General features: G+C 47.0%; 18 protein-coding genes. 9 read left to right on the top strand and 9 right to left on the bottom strand.

Translation table 11 applies throughout. The annotated features are described in order from the left end of the window. Window positions 1–11 precede the first annotated feature (11 nt). Entirely contained in the window at window positions 12–875 is an 864-nt protein-coding gene (locus tag NDI33_RS12630) for a histone deacetylase (RefSeq protein WP_347275875.1), read from the bottom strand. 506 nt (window positions 876–1381) lie between these two features. On the opposite strand from NDI33_RS12630, the gene NDI33_RS12625 reads away from it, so the two are divergent. The 3 genes from NDI33_RS12625 (at window position 1382) to NDI33_RS12615 (ending at window position 3051) form a co-directional block, all read left to right on the top strand. Then, window positions 1382–2047, top strand: coding sequence for a ferritin-like domain-containing protein (locus tag NDI33_RS12625; protein WP_190532022.1), 666 nt, complete (start codon window positions 1382–1384; stop codon window positions 2045–2047). Between the two features lie 277 nt (window positions 2048–2324). Then, complete coding sequence (locus NDI33_RS12620; protein WP_190674989.1) at window positions 2325–2801, top strand: SRPBCC family protein; 477 nt, start codon at window positions 2325–2327, stop codon at window positions 2799–2801. Beyond that, window positions 2791–3051, top strand: a complete 261-nt coding sequence (locus tag NDI33_RS12615) for a hypothetical protein (protein WP_190411538.1) — start codon at window positions 2791–2793, stop codon at window positions 3049–3051. Before NDI33_RS12620 ends, NDI33_RS12615 begins: the two co-directional genes overlap by 11 nt. Window positions 3052–3207: 156 nt before the next feature. On the opposite strand, the gene NDI33_RS12610 is transcribed toward NDI33_RS12615, so the two are convergent. From NDI33_RS12610 to NDI33_RS12600, 3 genes are all read right to left on the bottom strand, one after another. After that, a complete protein-coding gene (locus tag NDI33_RS12610; RefSeq protein ID WP_190674987.1) occupies window positions 3208–5226 on the bottom strand; it encodes a family 10 glycosylhydrolase in 2019 nt (672 codons plus the stop codon). Between the two features lie 89 nt (window positions 5227–5315). Further along, the gene (locus NDI33_RS12605; protein WP_190674984.1) at window positions 5316–5861 is read right to left on the bottom strand and encodes a hypothetical protein; all 546 of its coding nucleotides are present in this window, start codon (window positions 5859–5861) and stop codon (window positions 5316–5318) included. Window positions 5862–5931: 70 nt separating this feature from the next. Further along, a complete protein-coding gene (locus NDI33_RS12600) occupies window positions 5932–6918 on the bottom strand; it encodes a threo-3-hydroxy-L-aspartate ammonia-lyase (RefSeq protein ID WP_190674981.1) in 987 nt (328 codons plus the stop codon). Between the two features lie 625 nt (window positions 6919–7543). Between NDI33_RS12600 and NDI33_RS12595 the strand changes: the two genes are divergently transcribed. The 4 genes from NDI33_RS12595 to NDI33_RS12580 all read left to right on the top strand — a co-directional run bounded on the left by NDI33_RS12595 (window position 7544) and on the right by NDI33_RS12580 (window position 13583). Next, window positions 7544–9415 carry an NAD(P)H-quinone oxidoreductase subunit F gene (locus NDI33_RS12595; RefSeq protein WP_190674978.1) on the top strand — a complete coding sequence of 624 codons (1872 nt, stop codon included), beginning with the start codon at window positions 7544–7546 and terminating at the stop codon, window positions 9413–9415. 159 nt (window positions 9416–9574) lie between these two features. Beyond that, window positions 9575–10288, top strand: a complete 714-nt coding sequence (locus tag NDI33_RS12590; RefSeq protein WP_190426520.1) for a carbonic anhydrase — start codon at window positions 9575–9577, stop codon at window positions 10286–10288. A 199-nt stretch (window positions 10289–10487) separates the two neighbouring features. Beyond that, window positions 10488–11999, top strand: a complete 1512-nt coding sequence (locus NDI33_RS12585; RefSeq protein WP_190411544.1) for an NADH-quinone oxidoreductase subunit M — start codon at window positions 10488–10490, stop codon at window positions 11997–11999. A gap of 282 nt (window positions 12000–12281) precedes the next feature. After that, window positions 12282–13583 carry a CO2 hydration protein gene (locus NDI33_RS12580; RefSeq protein WP_190674975.1) on the top strand — a complete coding sequence of 434 codons (1302 nt, stop codon included), beginning with the start codon at window positions 12282–12284 and terminating at the stop codon, window positions 13581–13583. Window positions 13584–13731: 148 nt separating this feature from the next. Here the strand turns inward: NDI33_RS12580 and NDI33_RS12575 are convergent, their stop codons facing one another. From NDI33_RS12575 to NDI33_RS12560, 4 genes are all read right to left on the bottom strand, one after another. Continuing rightward, entirely contained in the window at window positions 13732–14133 is a 402-nt protein-coding gene (locus NDI33_RS12575; RefSeq protein WP_190411546.1) for a fasciclin domain-containing protein, read from the bottom strand. 148 nt (window positions 14134–14281) lie between these two features. After that, window positions 14282–16078 carry a diguanylate cyclase gene (locus tag NDI33_RS12570; RefSeq protein ID WP_190411547.1) on the bottom strand — a complete coding sequence of 599 codons (1797 nt, stop codon included), beginning with the start codon at window positions 16076–16078 and terminating at the stop codon, window positions 14282–14284. Continuing rightward, a complete protein-coding gene (locus NDI33_RS12565; RefSeq protein WP_190674973.1) occupies window positions 16071–16463 on the bottom strand; it encodes a response regulator in 393 nt (130 codons plus the stop codon). Before NDI33_RS12565 ends, NDI33_RS12570 begins: the two co-directional genes overlap by 8 nt. Window positions 16464–16907: 444 nt before the next feature. After that, on the bottom strand, window positions 16908–20828 hold the full coding sequence (locus NDI33_RS12560; RefSeq protein WP_190674970.1) for a PAS domain S-box protein: 3921 nt from the start codon (window positions 20826–20828) through the stop codon (window positions 16908–16910). Between the two features lie 229 nt (window positions 20829–21057). Between NDI33_RS12560 and NDI33_RS12555 the strand changes: the two genes are divergently transcribed. After that, window positions 21058–21633, top strand: coding sequence for a DUF924 family protein (locus NDI33_RS12555; RefSeq protein WP_190411550.1), 576 nt, complete (start codon window positions 21058–21060; stop codon window positions 21631–21633). A gap of 61 nt (window positions 21634–21694) precedes the next feature. Here the strand turns inward: NDI33_RS12555 and NDI33_RS12550 are convergent, their stop codons facing one another. Further along, window positions 21695–24190, bottom strand: coding sequence for a glycogen/starch/alpha-glucan phosphorylase (locus NDI33_RS12550; protein WP_242033094.1), 2496 nt, complete (start codon window positions 24188–24190; stop codon window positions 21695–21697). Window positions 24191–24994: 804 nt separating this feature from the next. On the opposite strand from NDI33_RS12550, the gene NDI33_RS12545 reads away from it, so the two are divergent. Beyond that, window positions 24995–25534: a pentapeptide repeat-containing protein gene (locus tag NDI33_RS12545; protein ID WP_190441366.1), complete on the top strand. Its 540-nt coding sequence runs from the start codon at window positions 24995–24997 to the stop codon at window positions 25532–25534. The last annotated feature ends 161 nt before the right edge of the window (window positions 25535–25695 follow it).

The raw sequence follows: 25695 nt of genomic DNA, 5'->3' as shown, positions 1-25695 counted from the left end.
ATTGGAGGTCATCATACAAATGCGTCTACGCATCGTTTAACAGTCTCAAGTACTGATGAAGAAAGGCTCTCCAATTCATAGCCTCCTTCTAAACCAAATAATATTTTGGGTGTAATCTCTAAACAATAATCAGTGATGATGCTGTAATCTTGGGGCTGTAAATTGATTTTAGAAAGTAAGTCTGTTTGATTCGCATCATACCCAGCGCTGATGATTAAGATATCCGGACAAAAATCTTTAAAAAAGGGAATGACTCTATCCTCGAATAACTTACAGTAATCCTGTATATTACTGCCTGGAGCAATCGGAAGATTCAACACATTGTTATACTTACCCCGTTCCTCAGGCGTTCCAGTACGGGGATAGCCAGGTGATTGATGAATGGAACAAAAAGCCATGTTGGAAATATTTTCTACGGCTGTTTGGGTTCCATTCCCGTGATGTACATCCCAATCAAGAATTCCAACTCGCTGAATTCCGATGGATTGAGCGTAAATGGCAGCGATCGCTGCATTGCAGAAAATACAAAAACCCATTCCTTCATCTTTGAGGGCATGATGTCCAGGTGGTCTTGCCAGAACAAAAGCTGGACGTTTTAACTGCGAAACCACATCAATACCATCTAACCAAGCACTGACTGCAAGGCAAGCAACCTCAAAGCTTTGCGGCGAGATTTGAGTTGATTCAAAACACCCCCAACCCCGCTCAGAATAAGTACGAACTTCCTGAATATAATCAGAGGAATGAATTTGTTCGATCGCTGCGATCGCATTTCTTGAGTTAGAAGGACTCAGCCATCGGATTTTATCGGCTATAGTTGAGCTTCGCAATTTATCGACAATAGCAGTGAGTCGCTCCGGCTGATCAGGATGCATATATCCTGTTTCATGCTGAAGAAATTTATCTGAATAGAAGATGGTAATCATTCAGTTGTTTCCACAATTTTGAAATTACCGCTAGACCCTTCAGGTTGGGGTTGAACGACCGCCTGCATACGAAATCTATGAGAGAGTAGCTGATTAGCAATCCCACTACTTGTTATACACGACTGGTTATACCCGGTGTTGAGGCTCAGTCAAGCTCACCGTCTCCCAAACTTTCTCGTTTGACTGGTACTCCACCTTTCTTCCGGTATGCACATCGAACAACTTTCCAGAAGAATTAGTCCCTTCTCAAATTTTGAAAGCTTTTAAGTTAGGACTGACGCAGAGTTCCCACTAACTCCCCGATAAATTGGGGGTGAGTGGGGATCTAGGTTTCAAGCTTTCAGTGTGTAAGTCCTGTAAATAATTTCCTCACTCGTAATCCTACTGAAATCCAACCAGATGAGGTGCGCGTATTAACTGTAAGTTACTGAATTTATGAAAGAGGAGACACCAACATGGAGAGGGAAACCACCTTCGCCAAAAGATTCTTACGTCCCAGCAAAACATTCTCACGGCGTGGGATTATGGTGGCGGGGACTGTGACTGGCGTAGCGAGTGCTTTAGGGCTGACCGCGATCGCAGACGGTGCCAGTGCTGCCTCTAGAGAGGATAAAAGAAATGATGCTGCCATCCTCAATAAAGCTTTGTTTTTCGAGCATCAAGCGATTTGGGCGTATGGTTTTGCGGCAACAAAGCTGAGTGACACCGATGTAGGCAAAGCTGTTTTGGCGTTGGCACTCCGCAACCAAGCCGATCATAAGACGCATCGGGATACTCTGGCATCGGTGGTGAAAAGTTTGGGAGCTACCCCGGTGACGGCAAAATCTAGCTACGATCTCTCGTCCTACATCAAGGCAGGAGAAGGCAACATCGACTCAGATGTGAATATTGCCAAGCTAGCACTCGCTCTGGAGACTGACGCAGCGATCGCTTATACCAGAGAAATTGCGAAGCTCAAAACCCCCGCCTTAATTACCGCAGGCGCAAGCATTGGTTCCGATGAATCTGCCCACGCAACGGCAATTCGCGCCGCTTTCAAGTCACTGGGCGTTGATATCGAGATCGTTCCCGCATCCTTCGTCAGTGCCGATACTCGCAAAGACTGGGTGCTGAAAGTCTAATTCAACCGTAGCCTCCTGAAGCCTGTAGGCTTCATCTGTTAGCCTGAGTGCGATTCCACAATCCGCACTCAGGCTGTATAGGAAGCGATTCGATATTCAACTTAAGAAATTCCCAGAGTAATATAAACCCTTAAAAAAATCTCTTTAATTTTAATTTTCTAGTAAAAATCATCAAAAACGTCTTGTAATTGATAAAATTTCAAAGCAAGCAGATTCCGAAGCGTCAATTGCAAAAAAAAATTTACCAACGAGCAAATGACTTGGGTGGTGAAGAGAATTGGAACACTTTGAGGTTAGCGAAACCGTCTCCCTCCCCATCGAAACCGTCTGGGAAGCTCACGAGGATGTACATCTGCTAGAACGCATCTCTCTACCGTTTCCAGTTGTCAGGGTATTGGATTCAAACATTATTTGTGGTTTAGGGACGCGCTTTACAATCCGGGTAGAACTTTTCGAGCAGATAGGAATCGACTGGCAAGTGCAAATTACTCGCTGGGAACCTCCGAGAAGATTTATTGATAAACAATTGCGCGGCCCGTTCCAATTCTGGGAACATATCCATCAGTTCATTCCCATTTCTGACACAGAGACACGCCTAGTTGATGTCATTAATTTTGAGCTGAACCCGTTTCTGGACAGTACCGCGATCCGCTGGGGTTTAGAGACAATGTTTCAGATGCGGATGAACAACCTCAAACAAACGTTGTTAAACGAAAATTTTCGGACAAATTTGAAGAACTCTGATGAAAGATAAACTCCTCAATTGGCTCAATCTGATTTTAGTCGCAGATGTGTTCCTAGTTTTGCTCAGTTTTGGGTGGCTAGCGATCGCTGTTGTCGGTCACTCGGTCGGCATTCCCCTCGGTCTCGATTTGTGGTACAAACTCTGGCAACCCTTGTTTACCCCAGCGCTTGGAGTTCTCATGGGAGGGGCAATTTTGAGTGGGATAATTAGCCAAATCTCCAAGCGCCTGAACTCTAAAACCGAGTCTTTAGACTTATAAGGACTGGAAACACAAACTTATTGAGTTGGGTGGTTTAAAACACCCCGGATTAACCACAAAGGCACTAAGGAAACACAAAGTTACTTCCCTGTTATTTCCCTTAGTGTCTTTATGGTTCAAAAAAGTGCTTTCCACGGATACCTAGACGATGACAAGTTAGACGGTGACGACGACTCCCCCACTTTCATTTGCCATCTTATCTACCGCGCACACAGCATAAGTTCCCGGCTCAACGGTGGCAAACGTTGTCTCTCTTGAAAGGATTCTTTGCAGCGTCCAAGTTGTACCAGTTTGCTTATAAAGCGTCCAAGAACGAATATCGGGAGTACTAGCAAGATTCCATGTCAGCTTGCCATTTCTCAACCCCAGTGCTGTTGGGGGCGGGGGTGGTGTCGTATTTCGCCACGACATCGCGGGTGCTAGTGCGGGTTTGGTATAAGTCGAGGTTTTGAATTTCTCATAGATGCCCTGACGATTTTCAACGAAGGCTTCCATACTGAAAAAGATATTCCCTAAAGACAAATTCCCGCTCAAGTTGCGAGTAATGTCAACTTGCTTTTCTATCTCCGCAAGCGTCCAAGCCTTGCCATCCAACTGTCCTAAATTATTACCGGCGTAAATATGTCGATCTTTAGGGTTATTCTCCGTCCACCACTTCAGCAATACGGGGTAACTTTGTGCAGTTTGGTCGATGCGCCAGTAGAGTTGCGGGGCGAGATAATCAACCCAGCCTTGCTCTAGCCATTTTTTGGAATCGGCATAAAGTACGCTGTAGGCATCTAGTCCCCGAATTTGAGATGGTTGTCCGGGACGATAAATGCCAAAAGGACTAATGCCAAACTTGACGTGTGGCTTGGTTGCCTGAATTCCCCGCGATAGGCGCTGAACCATTTGATTTACATTGTCCCGCCGCCACTCACCTAAAGAAAGTTTCCCGCCAGCCGCCGTATAAGCGGCGTAGGTTTTATTGTCGGGAAAAGATTTGCCTTCGATGGGATAGGGATAGAAATAGTCATCTAAATGGATACCATCCACGTCATAGCGACGCACCACATCAAGAATGACGTTGTATGCCCTGTCCTGAACCACTTTCAATCCGGGGTCCATCCACATCTGATTACCCCATACATAAACTGCTTCGGGGTTAGTGACGGCGATGTGAGGACGGGCTGGTGAGGAGTTGTTAATAGAGACTCTGGCGCGGTAAGGGTTGAACCAAGCATGAAGTTCAATATTGCGCTTGTGGCATTGGGCGATCGCATACTCTAGCGGATCGTAAAATGGCTCTGGTGCTTTTCCCTGGCTTCCAGTCAGCCAATAACTCCAAGGTTCTAATTGCGAAGCATAAAAGGCATCCCCTTCCGGTCGTACCTGCAAGACCAGCGCATTCATTTTCATCGCTTGCATCCGGTCAAGGATACCGATAAGTTCGGCTTGCTGTTGTGCAGCCGTTAGTCCCGGTTTGGAAGGCCAATCACTGTTCCACACCGTTGTCACCCACGCACCCCGAAACTCCCGTTGATGGCTGACTTTGACGGTTGGAGTCTGACTAGGTGGAATGGTTTTTGGAGGCACTACGAGGTAGGGAGATTCAATCCGAGAAGCTTCGTCGAGATACACTAAAGCTTGATAAATAAAAGCCGCAACATCGCCACGAGTCGCTGCCAGATTGGGATTGAATAATTTTACATTCGGGTAGTTCGCTACCAGCCCTGCTTTCGTCGCGACTGCGATGTCGTCGGTGGCATAGCTAGGAATTCCAGCGGCATCTTGATATATCTGTGGAAGTGCCGTTTTTAAATCAGATTTTACGTTTGCAGCAATTTGCAAGCCGCTGACTAGAGAAACCAAAACTTGCGTTCGGGTAATCCTCTCTGCTGGACGGAAGCTGTTATCGGGAAAACCACTAATAAATAGTGTTTCGTAAGCTTTTTTAATCGCACTCGCCGCCCAGAAAGTAGAAGGAACATCAATAAAGGGGACATACTGTCGTTTTACAGGTCTGGAAAATGCTGTGGCAATTAGGGCTGCAAATTCAGTGCGGGTGATGGATTGATTTGGGCGAAAAGTCCCATCTGGAAATCCGTTAATAATGCGACGCTGGGCTAAAGCTTGAATGAATAAGCGTGCCCAATGAGTTTGAATATCAGAAAACTGAGTAGGGGAATTTACCATAGTTGTTGGTAATTGGTAATTGGTAATTGGTAATTGGTGATTGGTAATTGGTCACTAGCAACAAACCAAGGATTAAGGACTACTGACGATTAACCATTACGCTTGATAAGTTGTTCTAATGCTTCAGAGAGCACCTGTCGTTGTTCGGAATCGTAACCGCGGCGTTCTAAAAATGCTTTGTAGCTACCTTCGCCAGTAACGGCACTTTCCAATAACTTTTGAGACACTTCGTAGACAGAAGGAAGTTCCACCTGTTCGATAATTCGAGTGGTACGCGATCGCACTCTTTGGGATGATTGCGCCATCTCTTCGTTACCATTGCGATGATGGGCAACTGCCATCACCGCAGACATGGCTACATTTTTGACTAATAATTCTGAAACGGTGTCTGGATTTGACTGCAATGCCCGTATAACAGCAGCAGAGGGATTATCTGCGATTGTCCCCTCTGATGTCAGGTAGGTGACGAAAAAGCCTCTCGCACCATTTTCAGTTTTCACTAATTCTGCAATGGCTGTTTCTATTTCTGCTTCGGATAATTCCCCCGCTTGCATCTGGGAAAGCAAAGATTGAGTCAGCGCGATCGCACTCTCAAAGCTTACTTTTTCTGGAACTGTAAACGCAGATCCACTCATGATTGTGCCTGAAAATCGTTCTCATGCGATGATAGCCAATTTAGAGTTGTACCAGGTTAAGCGATCGCATTCACAATTTACAGATTTGCCGAATATCTACATTCCCCCCGGTAATCATCACCCCAATTCGGGCACCCGGTTCTTTCACGACTCCCGACAGCAAAGCGGCGGCGGCTAAGGCACCCGTCGGTTCCACTACGATTTTCAGACGTTCCCACAAGAAAAACATCGTGGTGCGGATGGCTTCTTCCGATACCGTCACCATATCATCGACGTAGTGCAATACGAGTGGGAAGGTGATGTTTCCCAGGCAAGGAGTGCGTGCCCCATCAGCAATCGTGTCAGGATTGTTCGTAGTATGCAGCGTTTTACTGTGAAAAGAGCGTGTCGCATCGTCGGCGCGTTCTGGTTCTACCCCAATCACTCGGCAATTCGGTGAAAGGGTTTTGGCAGCGAGGGCGCATCCTGATAGTAAACCACCGCCTCCGCAGCAAACGAGAAGTAAATTGAGGGAACCGACTTCTTGAAAGAGTTCTAAAGCAGATGTACCTTGTCCGGCGATGACATGAGGATGATCGTAAGGGGGAATTAAAGTTAAACCGCGCCGATCTACCAGACTTTGCGCCAAAGCTTCCCGCGTGGTTTCCTGACGATTGTACAAAATCACCTCAGCACCATAACCACGAGTTGCCGCTTGCTTCACGCCTGGGGCATCATCCGGCATGATAATCGTGGTGTGGATGCCCAGCAATTGTCCGGAGAGTGCGATCGCTTGAGCATGATTCCCTGATGAATACGTCAGAACCCCGCGTGATGCTTGTTCTTCAGATAGCTGTGCCAGTGCATTGTAAGCACCCCGAAACTTAAACGAACCCGTGCGTTGAAAGTTTTCGCACTTCAAGAATACTTGAGCATTGGTGCGCTCGTTGACCGTTCTGGAGGTCAAAACCGGCGTGCAACGGGCAATTCCAGCCAACCGCACCGCCGCAGCTTCCACATCGGCGCTCGTAACAGGTAGGGCACTGAAATGAATCGCAGACGGGTTGTGTTCTGCCATAACAAAATCCTATCGCCTGTAAAGATGCTTCAGGATAGTCTTCATTGGATTCGCTAAACACTTTGCATCATCCAACATCCTTGCATCCCACCGATACCAATCCTAAATGGATTGTAAAACTCTCTCCCTTGTGTCTCTGGAGCGTTCTCTTTGATTCGTGAAGGCAAGATATCCAATTTCTCTCTCGAAATTGGATATCTTGCCTTCAACTCAAATAGAACTGTTATAGTAGCCTAAGTAGAATTGCTTATAGATGTTTATCTATAGATGCCATATAAAGCCTTGATGGTAATTTCTAAAATACACTTAAAAATCAAAAAACTTATTTGTTAAAAAATATTTTTACCTATAGACATTTATCTATCAGTACCATATAAATTCTTGATGACAACTGCTCTAGGCATAAAAACCTATGATAGCAAAGAGTTATATAAGTTTTTTTTAGATGATTTATCGCTTAATTCTTTAAATCAATTATTCCCTTTTGGTTACTTGAACCATTAAGATAAGCAGAACGCTTAAGAAATTATTAATTCGGCATTCGCCTTACTGCATAGGTTGGTTAGGGAAATTACGGGTTGGCTGAAAGCAACCCTAGCTTTGCTGCAAGTTTGGAGGGAATTCAGTGGTTCAGGCTCTCATCGATACTATTTGGTTAGTCCCTTGCTATGCCTTAATTGGTGCTATTTCCGGGCTATTATGGTCGCCCGGTGTCATCCGCCGCACAGGGCCGCGCCCCGCTGGTTACATTAACTTGCTGATGACCTTTTTGGCATTCGTTCATAGCTTAGTGACTCTGCAAGCGATTTGGAACCAGCCGTCTCAAGAAATAACGTTTACATGGCTGTCGGCAGCGGGTTTGGATTTAAATTTCCCCCTAGAAATCTCAGTAATTAACGTTGCAGCGATCGCTTTAGTAACCGGGTTAAACCTGCTAGCCCAGATATACGCGATCGGCTACATGGAGATGGACTGGGGCTGGGCACGCTTTTATGCCTTGCTGGGGCTTTTTGAGGCAGGGATGTGTGCTTTAGCTTTGTGCAACTCCTTGTTCTTTAGCTATGTAATCCTGGAAATCCTCACCTTGGGGACTTATTTGCTGGTAGGACTTTGGTTTAGCCAGCCGCTAGTGGTGACGGGGGCGCGGGATGCTTTCTTAACCAAGCGGGTTGGGGATTTAATCATGCTGATGCCAGTCATTGCCTTGTATCCCCTGGCAGGAAGTTGGAATTTTAACGATCTAGCAGAATGGGCAAAAACCGCTGATTTAGACCCTACACTAGCCGCGCTATTAGGTTTAGGTTTAATTGCTGGCCCGATGGGTAAATGCGCTCAATTTCCGTTGCATTTGTGGTTGGATGAGGCAATGGAAGGGCCGCTTCCCAGCACGATTTTGCGGAACTCGGTCGTCGTGGCAACAGGTGCCTGGGTGTTGATTAAGTTGCAACCTGTGTTAGCGCTTTCTCCGATAGTATCGCTGGCGCTGATATCGATCGGTGGTGTGACGGCGGTTGGCGCTTCCTTGATTGCGATCGCGCAAATTGATATCAAACGCGCTTTGTCCTATTCCGTCAGCACCTACATGGGATTGGTATTTATCGCTGTAGGCACTCAACAAGATGATGCAGCTTTGTTGTTGATCTTGACTCATGCGATCGCAATGGCGCTGTTGGTAATGAGTGTTGGTGGAATTATTTGGAACAACATCACCCAAGACTTAACCCAACTCGGCGGTTTATGGTCGCGCCGTCCCATATCCGGGTTAGCCTTTCTGGTTGGGACGCTGGGGTTAATCGCTTTTCCGCCTTTAGGCAGCTTCTGGGCATTGCTGAAATTGGCAGATGGTTTGTGGGCAACTCAACCTTGGCTAGTCGGGTTATTGCTGGTGGTCAATGGTTTGACAGCCTTCAGTTTAACGAGAGTGTTTGGGCTGATTTTTGGCGGAGAACCCAAGCCAATGACTGTACGATCGCCAGAAGCATTTTGGCCTTTAACTTTCCCCATGATAGTTTTGGCCGCCTTCACCCTCCACCTCCCCTTAGTGTTACAAAGCTTGTCGCTACTGCCGAGTTGGGCAACTCTCAATAAAGATATGGCGCTGCTGTTGATTTGGTCTAGTATTTTTGGTTGCAGCCTTGGCGGGATAATTTATCTGAATAAAATGTGGAAAAAACCCGTCCAACTTCCTTGGAAACCCCTGCAAGATTTGTTGGCTTATGACTTTTACACCGCCAAAATTTACCGCGTGAGTATTGTTTTCAGCGTTGCTTTAGTTTCCCGCTTCATCTCTGCCTTTGACCGCTACTTAGTGGATGGCTTCGTTAATTTTGTCGGAGTTGCTTCCCTTTTCGGCGGACAAAGTTTGAAATACAGCACTTCCGGACAGTCCCAAGCTTATGCGATGACGATAATAATGGGAATAATTGTCTTAGGAATGCTATTATACTGGCGCTTCTTTCATGCCGCTTCACCACTCTTTGTAGCACTCGCTCAATAGGTCAAGAGTGGGCGATCGCTGCCCTACCAAATTAACTGAAAACCCGGTTGGTTTAGAACTTTTTGTCATTAGTCCTTTTTAAATTGCAAAGGATACATAACTAATGACAAAATACAAAGAGAGCAAGTCTTTAACCCTTAGGAAGGAAGCTACGAACCAATGAATTCAAAAAAGCAGAAAGGACAATTCTCCAGACGGAATTTGCTGAAATTTAGCGCAGGCGCAGTAGGAGCAGGGGTCGTAACTGCCGGACTCGGAACCAAGTTGGTTTTCCCCGACCAAGCCGTTGCAGAGAATGACATGACCCCCGATCAAGCGCTGCAAAGTTTAATGGAGGGGAATCAACGGTTTATTACCAGAAAAACTAAAAATATCAACCGAGATTTTCAACGTTTGACCGCCGTTGCGAAAACTCAGAAGCCATTTGCGGCGATTCTCAGTTGCGCGGATTCGCGGGTTCCTTCTGAGATTATCTTTGACCGGGGATTTGGAGATTTGTTTGTATGCCGCGTGGCAGGAAATATCGCAACTCCGGAGGAAACCGGGAGCCTAGAATTTGGGGGTTTAATATTAGGAACCAAGGTAATCATGGTCATGGGGCACAAAAGATGTGGGGCGGTAGATGCCACCATTAAAGGTGCCCAAGTGCCCGGTCAAATTGGTAGCTTAATTGAGGCAATAAAACCTGGTGTAGAAAATTCAAAAGGCAAACCCGGCGATCGGCTAGAGAATGCTAGCAAAGCGAATGTTTTGGTTCAAGTAGAAAAATTGAAAACCTCTCCTGTCATTTCTCAGTTAATTCAGGAAAATAAACTGAAAGTTGTAGGTGGTTATTACGATTTGGACACTGGCAAAGTCACCTTACTGAGTTAGGTAGAGCTATAGCAATCCTATTTAAGTGGTGAGATGTCTTCGATTAACGAAGCGCGATCGCGTGTTAACGGAGGGAAAAAAGAGAGAAGAATATCTCCTACATAAATTGGGATTGCTATATAGCCAAACCGCCGTTTCTATGATTCTCATTCAGCCGGTCAACAGAAATCAGCAATCAGGAATCAGCAAATAACAAACCATGCTCAGCACTTTTATTTGGCTACCCTTTTTAGGTGCCGCTCTCGTCGGATTCTTACCTAACTTATCTGCTAGTCAGCTCCGTTTACTTGCATTAGCGATTATCAGTGGAATTTTATTAGAGACAGGATTTCTTTTAACCCAATTCGACCTGAACAATGCCGGGATGCAATTCTCTGAATTTATGCCCTGGATTGAAAAATTGGGATTGAATTACAGCCTTGGTGTTGATGGTTTGTCTTTACCGCTGTTGGCTTTGAATAGCCTGCTGACATGGATTGTTATTTACAGCACCTCAAAGCAGATTACTCGTCCTCAGCTTTACTATTCTTTAGTGCTGCTGGTCAATGCTGGAATTGCGGGTGCCTTCCTGTCGCAGAATTTGATGCTGTTTGTGTTGTTCTACGAACTAGAACTGATTCCGCTGTACTTGTTAATTGCCATCTGGGGCGGAACTGAAAAGCGTGGCTACGCAGCGATGAAGTTTCTCATTTATACAGCGCTTTCTGGAATTTTAATTCTGGCGGCATTTTTGGGTATAACTTGGCTGGGTAACGCTCCTAATTTTGATTACAATGCCAACATTGCTCAAGGTTTACCGTTACAAGCGCAGCTAATCCTGCTAACAATGCTGGTAGTGGGTTTCGGAATCAAAATTCCCCTAGTTCCGTTGCATACTTGGTTGCCAGATGCTTATGTCGAGGCTTCACCACCCGTAGCCATTCTTTTAGGTGGCATCCTGGCAAAGTTAGGAACCTATGGTTTAGTACGGTTTGGTTTAGGAATGTTTCCCGAAACCTGGACAATTGTGGCACCAGGGTTAGCGATTATCGGAGCGTTTAGTGCCGCTTACGGGGCGCTGAGTGCGATCGCTCAAAAAGATATCAAACGCATGGTCGCTTACAGCTCTATCGGTCACATGGGCTATGTTCTGTTAGCCGCCGCCGCTGCTACACCGCTTAGTTTACTCGGTGCCGTCTTGCAAATGGTTAGCCACGGCATCATCTTAGCCATCCTCTTCCATTTGGTGGGCGTTATCGAAAGCAAAGTTGGCACCCGCGATTTAGATGTCTTGAATGGTTTGTTGAGTCCCCAACGCGGCTTACCGCTTACCACTGCTTTGCTAGTTCTAGGCGGAATGGCGAGTGCTGGTATCCCCGGTATGGTAGGCTTTATCGCTGAATTTTTAGTGCTGCAAGGTAGTTTCATCGTATTTCCAATTCCAACCCTGATTTGTGTAATTTGTAGCGGTTTAACGGCAGTTTATTTTGTGATTCTCATTAACCGCACCTGTTTTGGCAAACTGAACAATGCCGCAGCCTACTATCCCAAAGTTGAATGGGTTGAGCGCACCCCAGCTTTAGTTTTAGCAGCCTTAATCTTCTTCTTAGGAATCTTCCCCAATTGGCTGGTGCGTTGGAGCGAACCGACAACCGCTGCAATGGTTGCTACCATGCCCACAACTACTACTCAGCAAGTTGCTATCAACTACCAACCTTCAGTTCAGGAGTAGAAAATTACTTTCATTCCTCTCGTTCCTTTGCTCAGCCTGGAAACGAAAAACCTCAGATGAAATTCCGTAGGCTGGGTTGAGGAACGAAACCCAGCAACCTCTATAGAGCTAAATCTAAGCTCAGCCTGAAAATGAGAAACCTAAGCCCCCAGCACCCTTAAAAGCCAGGGAAGGGGTTGGGGGAAAGGTCAAAAACGTCAAAAACACTGCCCGCACAATTAAATAACGACTCATCAAAAAACATTCAGTAATTCATCTAAACGAACTAAAAAGGAACTAAAAATGGTACAAACTCCATCTAAGCCTTCAACAAAATTACCTCCTTCTAACCATGAATTTGCCGAAATTATTCATCGCTTAGAAGCTGGTGGTGCCATGCTGCCAGATACGCCGGAAAATCTCATGCAAATTATCGGTATTTATAAAGCGTATGCAGTACCGATGGATTTCTACTGGCGCGACCTGCTGTATATTGCTGAGCGTGTCTTTTTAAATCCCTTTCCCTTCTTTAAATACTTCTTGCCCAAAGAGTATTTAGAGTTACATAATCATTACGCTGGAGACGATGCAGATTTGCGGGTCTGGCGCGGAGAAGCTACCGCTCATCCCGAACTTCTAGAGTTTATCGAGAAGGGCGAAACTTCTAAAATGCCCAAGTTATTCCATCACTTAGGGCATGACCGAATTAATATGGAATTTGCCGAAGCTTGTATGCAAGCAATGCTTTGGCACGGCAGAGATATGGGCTGGGGTAAATTCGATGCCTATCTGGATACTGATGAATATAAAGCGAATGCAGATAGAGCAATTAAGGCTTACTTCAAAGGCAATCCGGCGATGCTGGGATTGTATAAACTGTTCCCTGATATGTTCTTAGAACAGGTGCGCCAACTGTCTTACTACAGTAATTTAGGCTTGTTCTGGGAAGTGATGGCTCCAGTTTTCTTTGAGATGTCCGACCTCTACGATGAGGGGAAAATTACCAGTGTGCCGGAAGCGATGAATTTTCTGGTAAATGGAATTTTTGCGATCGCGGGTCGTCCAATTTATCATCACGTTTACATTCGGGGTGAAAAGTATGAAATTATACCCAAATCTTGCGGTTTCACATGGCTGTACGAAGCAGCATTACCGTATGTGGAAGCTGTGTTCTACCGCACGGCTCCCTTCCGGGGTACAAAATCTTACAATGCTCAGGCAAAGCAAGTTCCGGAAAATCAGAAAGATTTCCACTATGGAATTCTCTATGCTGATGTATTTCCGGTGGGAACTGCTGGCATTCCGCCGACATTGTTAATGCAGGATATGCTGCATTTCCTCCCACCCTATCTCGTGGATTACTATCGCCAACACTGCCGCGGTGAAGATGATATGTTAATCCAATTAGGGATTACTTTCCAACGCTCGATGTACTGCGTTACTTCTGCTGTTATCCAAGCATTGCGGACGGCACTTCTCTATCCTTTAGATGACTCCAATCCGAAGCATTTACAAGCAAATCGGGAGTTTTTTGAAGCTCAGATGGATCGCTTTAAGCGTCCTGAAGCTCGTTTGCGGGATATTCAGCAGTCGGATTATCGATAGGAGATCCCCCAACCCCCGCGCTAACGTGCCGCTTCGCTAGAAAAAAGGCGGGCTTTTAAAAGGAGCGATCGCACTCCGATTCCTTGATTCCTCCAACACACCTCAACTAGGGTTTTTAAAAAGGGAGCGATCGCTCCCTTTTTTTTATTTAACCCATTAAAATTACCGTGTCGATAACGTGAATCACGCCATTATCCGCTTCGATATCTGGTGCGAGAACTGTAGCATTTTTCACCTCAAAACCATCAGAACAATCAATTCTGATGGGTGAACCTTCAACTGAGGTGACAGAACTTACTTTCTCTAAATCGGCTTTCATTAACTTGCCAGGAACGACATGATAGGTGAGAATTCGGGCAAGCTGGGGAATATTTTGCACCAAGGTTTGAATCGTTCCGGGTGGAAGTTTGGCAAAGGCATCATCATTCGGTGCAAAGACAGTAAAAGGACCAGGACTTTTCAGCGTGTCCACCAACCCTGCCGCTTGGACAGCAGTTACTAAAGTTTTGAAAGAACCCGCACCAACGGCAATATCAACAATGTCAGCCATCTGTTCTCACTTAATAGATTGTATGGAAAAGCTCTGATAACAGTGTAGGGTGAGCCTTGCCAATATTATTGGATTGGCTATTTGCGATCGCTTTAAATCTTTAATGTTCGTTAAAAGCAGTTGTAATCTCTTGATCGCAGAGATTTGTTCACGTAGACAGAACCACCTGATTGCGTCCGCGTCGTTTGGCTTCATAGAGAGCTTTATCTGCGGCTTCATTGAGTTGGGTCGCTTCATCTACGTTGGGAAAGACAGCGATGCCACAGCTAAAAGTAACCGAAAACTCAGCGCCGTCAGACTGCTGCCGAACTTGTGCAAAACCTTCGCGGATTCGGTTGAGAACTTGCACGGCTGTTGCACCATCTGTATTCGGGAGGATAGCCGCAAACTCTTCCCCGCCATAACGACCCGTGATATCAGTTTTTCGCAAACGCTGCTGCAACAGACGGGATAAACTTTTCAGTACGCGATCGCCTGTGAGATGACCATAAGTATCGTTGACTGACTTAAAATCATCAATATCAATCATGGCAAAGGCAAGGTTCGTCTTTTCCCGCCGACCTCGTTGCACCTCAATACTGAGTTGCTCTTTAATCGTCGTATGATTGAGCAGCCCAGTCAGACTATCGCGCACCATCACCGAACGTAAAAGACGCGATCGCTGCACTCGCGGCATCACCGACGCAATCAGATGATTTGGCTGAATCGGCTTGGTTAAAAAATCATCCCCGCCTAGCTGAATCGCCGCTAGCTGCTTATTCAGATCCGTCTCCATCGACAGAAACACAATCGGAATGCCCACATAAGCCGGTTGCTGACGGATCACCGCTGCCAGTTCCACTCCATCGCATCCCGGCATATACATATCCATCAAAATTAGATCCGGTCTGAACTCAATTAACGGCGGCATCACCTGCAACGGATCTGTCACCACCAGCGCCGTCATTCCCGCCTGTTCCAAAGTCCAACCATAGAAGGATGCCAAAGGCGCATCATCGTCAACAATTAAAATGCGATACGGCTCTGGTGCTTGCGGCACTGTCAGCAAATCCAGCGCATCAATCAATTCTCCAATATTAATTGGCTTGGGAAAATACGCCTTTCCACCCGCTCTCACCGCCTGTAAACGAGCCATGAGATCGTTTCTGGCAGAAATAAACAAAACTGGCAGCGGTTGCTCTCGGTGCTGCTGGATGGCAGTAATTGTTTTGGGGCCAGCGAGACTGTCTTGGGGGAAAACAACATCTACAATTGCAGCGGCAGGTGGTGTTTGCGCGATCGCCTCCTCCAGTTCAGCAATTTTGTCAAAAGTGCGAACCTGATAACCAAAACAACTGATTTGCAACGCCAAATCCTGCGATAGATGCGGATCGTCTTCCACCAAAAAAATCAGCCGATTCTCTGTCCAAGGCTCTTGAGACTGCAATGGGGGGAGGTTTAGATCCAGTACACAAGTGTCCTCCACTGCGATCGCCTGTTTCAATCCTCCTACCAGCACGCAGATTTGTGCTTGCTCTTCTGCGGTTGGCAACTTTCCACTATCCAAAATCGCTTTGAACACCAGTTCCAAAGTTCGCGCCGCATTCCCTAACCCCAGCAAGCCAAACGTGGCACTAGAACCCGCCAAACGGTGCATCAGGTGGTGTAGCGTTTCCAAAGGTGAGGCAGCGGCTTCTAGCAGGGACTGAGGCGGATTTTGAGAAGACGAAAGGGGCTGAACCTTTGAGGTGCTGAGGGGTTGATGTTCTTGATTCTCTCCTGCTCCAGGCAGGGTTTCCCCGCCCCTACATCCTGACTCCCCAGCTACGGTCCCTCTTTCCTCAAGGCTTCCCAGCAGCTGATTCCAAATTGTTTCAATCTGCTCAATTCGACTGGGCAGTTGTTGCCTATAGGCAAGGCGTAGGGCATTGAGTTGTTCTTGCGGATCTTGAAGCGCATCAATCATGGTACTGGAACCACATACGATTGAGAGTTGCAGAAAGGGTCATGGGATCGAACGGCTTCGCAATCACATCCAATACACCAAGTTGCTTATAATAAGCTACTTCATGGGTTTGCACTTTGGCTGTCAAGAAAATTACCGGAGTGCTTAAAGTTTGCGGGAGTTCCCGCAGTGCCTTTAGGGTGGTCATCCCATCCATCCCAGGCATCATCACATCCAGCAAAATCAAATCTGGGGCAAACATCGGTGCTTTCTGAATCGCTTCGCTCCCAGAACTACAGACTTCTACCGTGAAACCGCCGACTACTTTCAAACCCAAGCAGGCAACGGTCTGAATGTCCGGATCATCTTCCACCAACAAGATACGAGTTAAAGATGGAGTTGTCATATTGCTTTTGATTGATTACTCATTAATTTAAACTGAGTCGGAAGAAAAAGCATATCTATAAAAAAAGAGAAGATTCTACAATTTATTTAGGATGGCGATAGTTTAGGGTTTATTGTTCTTACCTCTACGAATAACGAACTCATTCCCTATCTCCAGAAAGTAGTCAGACTAAATTATTAGTAAGATCGGAAAAGCGCTTTTTACTCCCCGTCTTACCCTTGCCATGTTGAGTTCCTTACCTCAAACCCCACGCCTCTCGACGCGGAGAACCAAGCAGGATGGGAATGGCTCCCCAGCCTACAATATGACATGGTTTAATTCGGTCATCTTACTAAATATTTTGATTTTTAGTTTATAAATTAAAAATTTAATAACAACTATTTAAACTCCATTAAATTTAAGTTTCAATAAACGTTTAATTTATTGAAACTTAAAAAAACAGAATTAAGAAGCGGAATTACCGCGTCCAATTAGGGATTTAATCGTTTCCAGCAACTGCTGATTGGAGGTGCGGGACTTGACGAGTGCCGCAGCTACGTGATGTGCCGCCTCCATGCCAACGGTATTGGCGGAGAAAATGACTGCGGGGATGGAGGAAAAAATCTGATTGTTGAGATCCGCTAGCAATTCTAGACCAGAACCATCCGGTAAACTGAGGTCAAGAATCACTAAGTCAAAAGTTTTAGAAGACAGCTTGTGTCTTGCCTCATGAAGATTTTTAGCTGAATCAATTTCGGCGATATTCTGCAAAATTGTTGAGACCACCTGAGTTAAATCCGGATCGTCCTCAACATACAAAATATGAGGCTTACTGTCTGAGTTCTGCCGAACTGCTTGGCGGACAGATGCCATCAATCGCGCCTGATCGATTGGTTTATCCAGCCAGTCTATCACCGGCAATCCACCGCCACTGAGTTGTTCGCGCCCCTGTTGGGCTTTGGCAGAAACGACCACAATCGGGAGACTCTGAGTATTTTCATCTTCCCGCAGTTCGCGGATCAAAGAGATGCCATCTTGACCGGGTAGCGCCAAATCTACAGTCATCGCTGCATAGCAATTTTCTGACAAAAGCTGCTTGGCTTGGGCTGCATTGTAGGCGATATCTGCACTTAAACCTTCTTGTTTCAGCATCAGCGACAGCAGCGTGGCAATATCGGGATCGTCTTCACAGATAAGGATGGGGAGACTTTCCGGCGAGTGGGAAGTCATAATCTTTGAGATCCGTGCTTCTTGCCATTCTGGTAAATCGAAGTAGAAAGTCGTCCCGACATTCGTTTGAGTTTCAAAACTAATGTGTCCTCCGAGTTTTTCTACGATCGCTTTGCAGATACTTAAACCTAAGCCAGTTCCTCCCTTTTGACGGGTATCTGAGGAATCTGCTTGAGCAAATTTCTGAAAAATCCGAGGGCGAAAGTCTTCGGGAATCCCACAACCGCAGTCGGTAACGGCAACTCGGATGGTATTTGGCGATTGAGTTGGACGGGAAACGGAGAGGGTGACGGTACCATTGGGGGGAGAGAATTTGGCGGCGTTGGAGAGTAGATTCGTTAGTACCTGCATCAGGCGATCGCGATCGACATTTACCTGAACACCGGACAACTCAGACTCCAGTACCAACTGCACCCCAAACTGTTCGCCATAGCCCCGGTTCGCCTCCAACGCCTGCTCTACGAGTGGCATTAGTTCCAGCGGCTGGAGATGAAAATCCATTTTGCCGGATTCAATCTTTTCAATATCTAAAATGTCGTTAATCAGGAGAATCAGACGCTCGGTATTTTTATAAGCAATATTCACGAGCGCCTTTGCCTCATTGGGAATTTCACCCGTCACACCTCCAGCAATTAAACTCAAGGAGCCTCGCACCGAAGTGAGCGGCGTCCTCAATTCATGGCTGACGATGGAGACAAATTCGTTTTTCAGTCGCTCCATCTCCTTGCGCTCGGTAATATCGCGCACGATTGCCAGCACTTCATCCGCTCCGTTGACAACAACGCGAGCTTCATAATCGCGCACAGAGCCTATCTCTCCGGTTGGGTAAGCGGGATTCAAGGGGGCGAGCAGTTGATATTCAAAAACTTGGATCTCGTTAGCAGACAGCGCTTTGGCTACATAATGCAGCATTTGCTGCGCTACCTCGGTTGGCAAAAGCTCCTGCACAGTTTGACCGATGACTTGAGCGGGAGCGATCGCCCGAACGTCATTTTTAGCCGCTCTGAAGTCTAGAAAGGTGCCATCTTCACGGATGCGAAACATCGAATCTGGGATCGCGTCGAGGAGGGCGCGAGTTTTGGCTTCACTTTGGCGCAGCACTTCGCTTTGGCGGAGGGTTTCCTCTACTTGGATGCGTTCGGTGATGTCGGTGGCGACGCCAATTGCGCCCATGACTTCGTTGTTGGCGTTTCGCAGGGGCGAATAGCGAACCTCGAAGGTCAATTTGCCCATTTTTACCAGGGATGTTAAGGCTTTGCCGGATAGCGCTTGCCGAACCTCTTCGAGAATCTGTGGGAAGCGGCGGTACACCTCAAAGATGGATTGACCAACCACCTTCCCCGCTTCCAGTCCCAAAGTATCCAGACCGCTCCCTTCGGAAAAGGTAATGACACCCCGATCGTCTAAGGCAAATAGAACGATGGGCGCACTTTTCACGACAGTCCGCAGACGTTCCTCGCTATCGCGCAATGCAGTCTGAGCGGCTTGCGATCGCGCTAGTTCCGCTTCTACTTGCTCGAACAAAGCGGCTTGTTGAATGGCGATCGCTATCTGCACGCTCAGCGCCTCTAGCAGTTCGACTTCCTCATATTGCCACTGCCGCGACGAGCGACAGTGATGGGCAATTAGCAACCCCCACAAGTGGTCTCCTTGCAAAATCGGTACGACTAGATTCGCTCGCACCTGAAATTGCTCTAGCAATTCAATATGGCAGGGGTTGAGCTGAGCCGTGTAGATATCTTCAATGACACGGATACGACCTTGTTGATAAGCCGCAGCGTAGGTTTTGCCAAAGCACGGATCTTTGATATTGCTTCCCAGCACCGCCAACCACTGGGCACTCACGGACTCTACAACGACGGTGCCACTTCCATCCGGCTCAAAGCGGTACAAGATCGTTCGGTCTGTCTGAAGAAACTGCCGCACTTCCGCCACGGCAGTGTTGAGAACATCCTCCAGCTTCAAGGATTGGCGGATACGCTCTTGCATGGCTCCTAAGAGCTGCTCCCGTCGCAGAAGCTGCCGTAAAACGGCTTCAGCCTGCTTGCGGGCGGTAATGTCGGTGTGAATCCCAATCAACCCGACTACATTACCATTGTCATCGGTGATGGCATCAGCCCGAAGCAAAATCGATATAGTGCGATCGCTCTGGGTACGCATCTCGACTTCACCACTCCAGCAGGAGTTGCCTTGTTTGATCGTGCTGATGACTTCACGAGCGACATTCGGATCGCAGTAGCGGATAGCTGGCCCCCCAGCCGCATTTATTTCGTCTGTGGTGTATTCAAACAATTCCACAAACGCCGGATTGTGATAGAGGGACTGCCCTTTGGCGTTCGTAATGATGATGGCATCACTCGCATTTTCAACGGCTTTGCTAATCCGAATCAGATGTTCTTGGGCTTCCACTCGGTCGGTGATGTCAGTTTGGACACCCACAAAGTTTGTGAGTTTTCCTTGGGGATTCTTTACTGGCGCAACTCGCAGTTCGTTCCAGAAAAGCGTCCCATCTTTGCGGTAATTCCGCAAGGTGACATTGCACTCTTTTCCGTCCCGGATTGCCGTTCGCAATTGAGCGATCGCCGGTTGCTCTGTATCGATTCCTTGCAAGAAGCGGCAGTTGTGCCCTAAAACTTCGCTCTCGGAGTACCCGGTCATTTCCTGGAAACTGGGATTGATATAAATCAAGGGATTGTCTGGCAAGCTCGCGTCGCTAATCACGATGCCGTTATTGCTAGCAGCGATCGCCTTCTCCAACAGGTGTAGGTGTTCCTGTGATGGATGGCGCTCGGCGATCGCATCTCTCGACACGATCAATCCGCCGATTTCACCTGTGCCCGTGCGCCACGGCTGTACTTCCCACCTTACCCACTCCACAGTTCCATCAGTACGGGGTAAAGATTCTTCAACCTTCTCGATGCTTCCCTCTAAACAACGCTGATGGATTGCCCGCCAACGCTCAATTTCACAACGCTCAATTTCACAACGCTCAATTTCATAGTAAGAGCGCCCGATAATGTCCTCGCCAAGATTGCGCTCCGTCAGCCATCGACGACTGAACAGCAGGTAACGCATCTCGCGGTCGAACATAGCAACGGCTGCTGGCGCTTGCTGGATAAACAGTTGAAGCAACTCTTGGTTATCGGTGTAATTCATGAGTCAGGCTGGGGGTGAGCGGGAAGTTAAAGTGACGCAGCTAAACACTTCTATTCCAAGGGTGCCCAAATGCAATCTTTAGCTATCATCGGCATCACCAAATCGCTGCTTCCGGGCGCTGACAATCCGGCTCAGTGCAGGAACCGATCCCTCCTTAGCCCCTTTTTTAAGCGGGAATTAGATCGGAGGATTGGGGAGAGCGAAATTGAGAGCGCTGGAGCCAAAACTCATGTCACAAGTCCATGAAATTTTGAATTTTTGGTTTGGCAAACCCGATGAGGCGGGTTATGGGAAACCCCGTAAAGTCTGGTTTACCAAAAAACCGCAGTTTGATGAGGAGATCCGAACCCGCTTCTTAGGAGACTACGAACTAGCCGCAGCGGGTCAGTTAAATCCCTGGAAGGAATCGCCCCAAAGCTGTTTAGCACTGATACTGCTATTAGATCAATTTCCACGCAATTTGTTTCGCGGGAGTGCCCAAGCCTTCGCAACCGACAGCCTTGCTCTGTCTGTGGCACAGCACGCAGTTGCCAATGGCTTCGATCGAGAATTGCTGCCAGTCCAGCGATGCTTTTTTTATTTACCTTTTGAACATAGTGAAAATCTCGAACATCAGCGTCAGTCAGTGGAGTTATTTCAGCAATTGGGCGACGATCCTGACTGTATTGATTACATTTCCTACGCAGTTCGACACTTCGAGGTAATTGAACGCTTTGGGCGATTTCCCCATCGCAATCAGATTCTCGGTCGAGAGACAACGACCCAGGAGGCAGAGTTTCTTCAGCAGCCTGGGTCGTCATTTTAACGATTAAGATGCAACTGCATTGACTGTCTTGTCGCGCTGTCCCCTACTTACGAGTTGCTCGTTAAAGGACAGGGCGCTTGGCTTGCACCTTCACCTGCAAACCCGCTGTATGCGGTTGATACTCTTTCAAGTCGATCTTGACTGGCTGGACGTTCCAAATTTCTTGGCAATACTCCTTAATCGTGCGGTCTGAGGAAAATTTCCCCGTGCGAGCAACGTTGAGAATTGACATTCGAGTCCAGTGCTTTGCGTCTCGATAAGCTCGGCTGACTTCTTGCTGGCAGTCAATATACGCTTGGTAGTCGGCAAAGAGCATATACTCATCCCTGTCTAGCAACGATTCCACAATTGGTTTGAAAAGGTCGCGATTGTCGGGTGAGAAGTAGCCGGAAGCGATCGCGTCGATCGTTTGTCGCAGTTCGGCATTGCTATGGTAATAGTCTCGCGGGTTGTATCCCCTTGCCTTCAGTGCATATACTTCTTGAGTTGTCAAGCCAAATAAGAAAAAGTTTTCAGGCCCGACTTCTTGGCGGATCTCAATGTTGGCACCGTCCAGCGTTCCGATGGTAAGCGCCCCATTCATGGCGAACTTCATGTTGCCCGTCCCGGAAGCTTCTTTGCCCGCCGTGGAGATTTGCTCGGAAAGATCGGCGGCTGGATAAACTCGCTGACCGAGAGAGACCGAGAAATTTGCCAAGAAAACAACCTTAATGCGATCGCGCACATCCGGGTCATTATTGACGACTTTCGCCACCGAATTAATCAACTGAATGACCAGTTTGGCAATGTAGTAGCCAGGAGCGGACTTGCCTGCAAAAATAAAAGTCCGGGGCAAGATATCAACATTGGGATCTTTTTTGATCCGGTTGTACAGCGTAATAATGTACAGCACATTCAACAGCTGACGCTTGTACTCGTGAATCCGCTTCACCTGAATATCAAACAGAGAATCTGGATTTACTTCAATGTCGTTGTAGAGCAGAATGTACTCTGCCAAGGATTGCTTATTTTTGCGCTTAATCGACGAGAAGCGAGAACAAAACTCAGCATCATCAACAAACGCTTCTAGCTGCTTGAATTGATCGAGTTGTGTTACCCAATCATTGCCAATTTTCTCGGTAATCAGCTCAGACAGATGGGGATTGCTCAGCAACAACCACCGGCGCGGTGTCACCCCGTTCGTTTTGTTATTAAACTTTTCGGGCCACAATTCGTAGAAATCTCGCAAGACATCTGCTTTGAGCAAATCGGTATGCAGTGCTGCCACTCCATTGATGGAATGGCTGCCCACGCAAGCTAAATGCGCCATGCGGACGTACTTCTGGGCACCTTCCTCAATAATTGACAATCTCCCCACCCGCGCCTCATCCCCCGGATACTTGGCACGTACCTCATCGAGAAAGTGACGGTTAATTTCATAGATAATCTCTAAGTGCCGAGGCAACAGATGCTCAAACAAGCTCACAGGCCAGCGTTCTAGAGCCTCAGAGAGCAGTGTATGGTTCGTGTAGGCGAAGACGCGCCGAGTGATGTACCAAGCTCGGTTCCAGCCTAATTCGTACTCATCCACCAGCAACCGCATCAGTTCGGCAACCCCAATCGATGGGTGCGTGTCGTTGAGCTGGATAGCGACTTTGTCGTAGAACCGATCGAAAGTCCGGTGAATGCGCTGATGCGAATTGATAATGTCTCGGAGAGAACAGCTGACGAAGAAATACTGCTGTTCTAGGCGCAGTTGCCGACCCTGAGAGGTGTTGTCGTTGGGATAGAGAACTTTTGAGATATTTTCAGAAAATATCTTGTTGGTAACGGCACCGGCATAATCACCGCTGTCGAAAACCTGGAAGTCGAACTCTTCAGAAGCCCCCGCCCGCCAGAGACGCAGCGTATTCACCGTATTATTGTTGTACCCAGATACGGGTGTATCGTAGGGCGTCCCTAAGATTTTCCGATCGGGAATCCAACGCACTCGATAACGACCTTGTCCATCGCTGTAAGCTTCTGTATATCCGCCGAACTTCACTTCAACGGTTAATTCTGAGCGGCGAACTTCCCAAGGGTTGCCAAACCGGAGCCATTTGTCGGGGTGTTCGACTTGAGCGCCATCCTGAATCCATTGATCAAAGATCCCGAATTCGTAGCGAATGCCGTAGCCAACTGCCGGAATTTCTAAGGTAGCCAGGGAGTCGAGAAAACAGGCCGCCAGACGCCCTAAACCCCCATTGCCGAGTCCGGGTTCTGATTCTAATACTTTGAGGTCGTTGATGTCGAGTCCGGACTCGTGGAGAGCTTGGCGTGCCCGTTCGTACAAACCTAAATTGAGTAGGTTATTGTCCAACTGACGACCCATCAAGAACTCTGCCGATAGGTAGTATACGGTTTTGACATCTTTGTCAATGTAGGTTCTGCTGGTGTTAATCCATCGGTGCAGCAAGCGATCGCGCACAGTATAAGCGAGAGCCATGTAGTAATCATGGGGCGTCGCCCAATACTCATCTTTTGCCAGCAGGTAATACAGGTTATCTGCAAACGCCCGTTTCAGGGTCACGACCGTCATCCCAGTGCGATCGTCTTCCACCTGAACTTCAACGGGTTCAATGGGTTCAATGGGTGTCTCCAAGTGGTCGGCGTGCCCGTCATACGGCGGCTCAAAACGCCCCCCCTGCGAGGGCTGATGACTACTTTCTGTCATGTATCAATCTCCGTTTAACAGCAGTCTGTTGCTAGTCCCAATCCTGTCATAACCGGCTTTAGGCTGGCACGGCGGGAAGTATTGGCGGGAAGTATTGGCAATATGCCTCCGGCACGCTGCACGAACGCATCTTCACAAAACCCGTGCCTAAGCGAATTGTGTAAATCTTTAATTTAAACCCAAAATTATTATATTTTGGCTAATGATTTTTATAGTTTTTTATTAAGCAAACTCAGAGAAATAAACATAACTCTTTATAACGGCTGATGGTGAATTTTCACAGGGTTCCAGCAGTACCGTGCCCTAAAAAAAAACAGATACAATAACTTTTGTTACAATTCATCTGTAAATAAATGCAGACTAAGCCGTTTTTTTATTAAAAAGTAACAACTTTTTAAGGTTTAATGTCCAATTTAAAAATTTTTGGTTCAGCATCAACACAGAATCTTCACGATTTATTCCCTAAATTAGATGTAAAAGTAAAATGAAAGATTTACTAAATACTACAGGGAGAGAAAATAGCATGAGCTTGCTGTCTTGCTTTGCGTGGTTGAAAAACGGCTTTCTGGGAGTCCCGCAAAAAACAACTAGGGAACTTATTGCACGACATTAACATTCGATAGGGAAAGAACAAGATTGTTAAGTGTTACCTAGGAAGAAGTAGTGAATATGAATGGTGAGACACTCAAAAGCAAGTATGCAGCAGGACAAAGAGACTTTCGGCAAGCGAATCTATACCGAGAAAAACTCACCTTTGCTTGTCTAGATGGAGCGAAGTTCAGTCAAGCTAATCTAGGCATGATCAACCTCAGGGGTGCAAATCTGCGTGGAGTAGACCTCCAACAAGCACACTTGATGAGGGCGAACTTGAAGGATGCAGATTTAACGGGAGCCAACCTGGAGGGAGCGAATTTAGCGGGAGCAAATCTCAGCGGAGCCAATCTTACGGGAGCCAATTTGAAAAAGGTAAATCTAAACCGAGCCGTATTAGGTGGAGCGAACCTGAGTCAAACTAATTTAAGGTACGCAAATCTCTGCGAAACCATTCTGTTTGGCGCAATTTTAACAGGAGCGATTCTGCTCAAAGCAAATGTAGCTGGAGCAGTTTTGCTGAAGACAAATCTGACGAATGCGGCTGTAATTGAAACCGATTTGAGCGAAGCACGCTTAGAAGAGGTCACGATGCCTGATGGTACAATCCATCAGTAATCGGTACGTTACTGCTCAGTGCAAAACATTTTTTACATTCTGAAAAACCGTTTGTGAGGAGCGCTAATTAAATAACCGATATACTTTCACCTTGTCAGTTGGATTTAGCTAAAGCGAAATCTAACGCTAAATCCGGCAGTCTTGGTGGGTGCTGTGACCTC

The organism is Trichocoleus sp. DQ-A1, assembly GCF_039961955.1.
Classification (GTDB): domain Bacteria; phylum Cyanobacteriota; class Cyanobacteriia; order Cyanobacteriales; family FACHB-T130; genus FACHB-T130.
The sequence above is the reverse complement of the archived record's forward strand: the minus strand, read 5'-3'. Positions and strand labels throughout refer to the sequence as shown.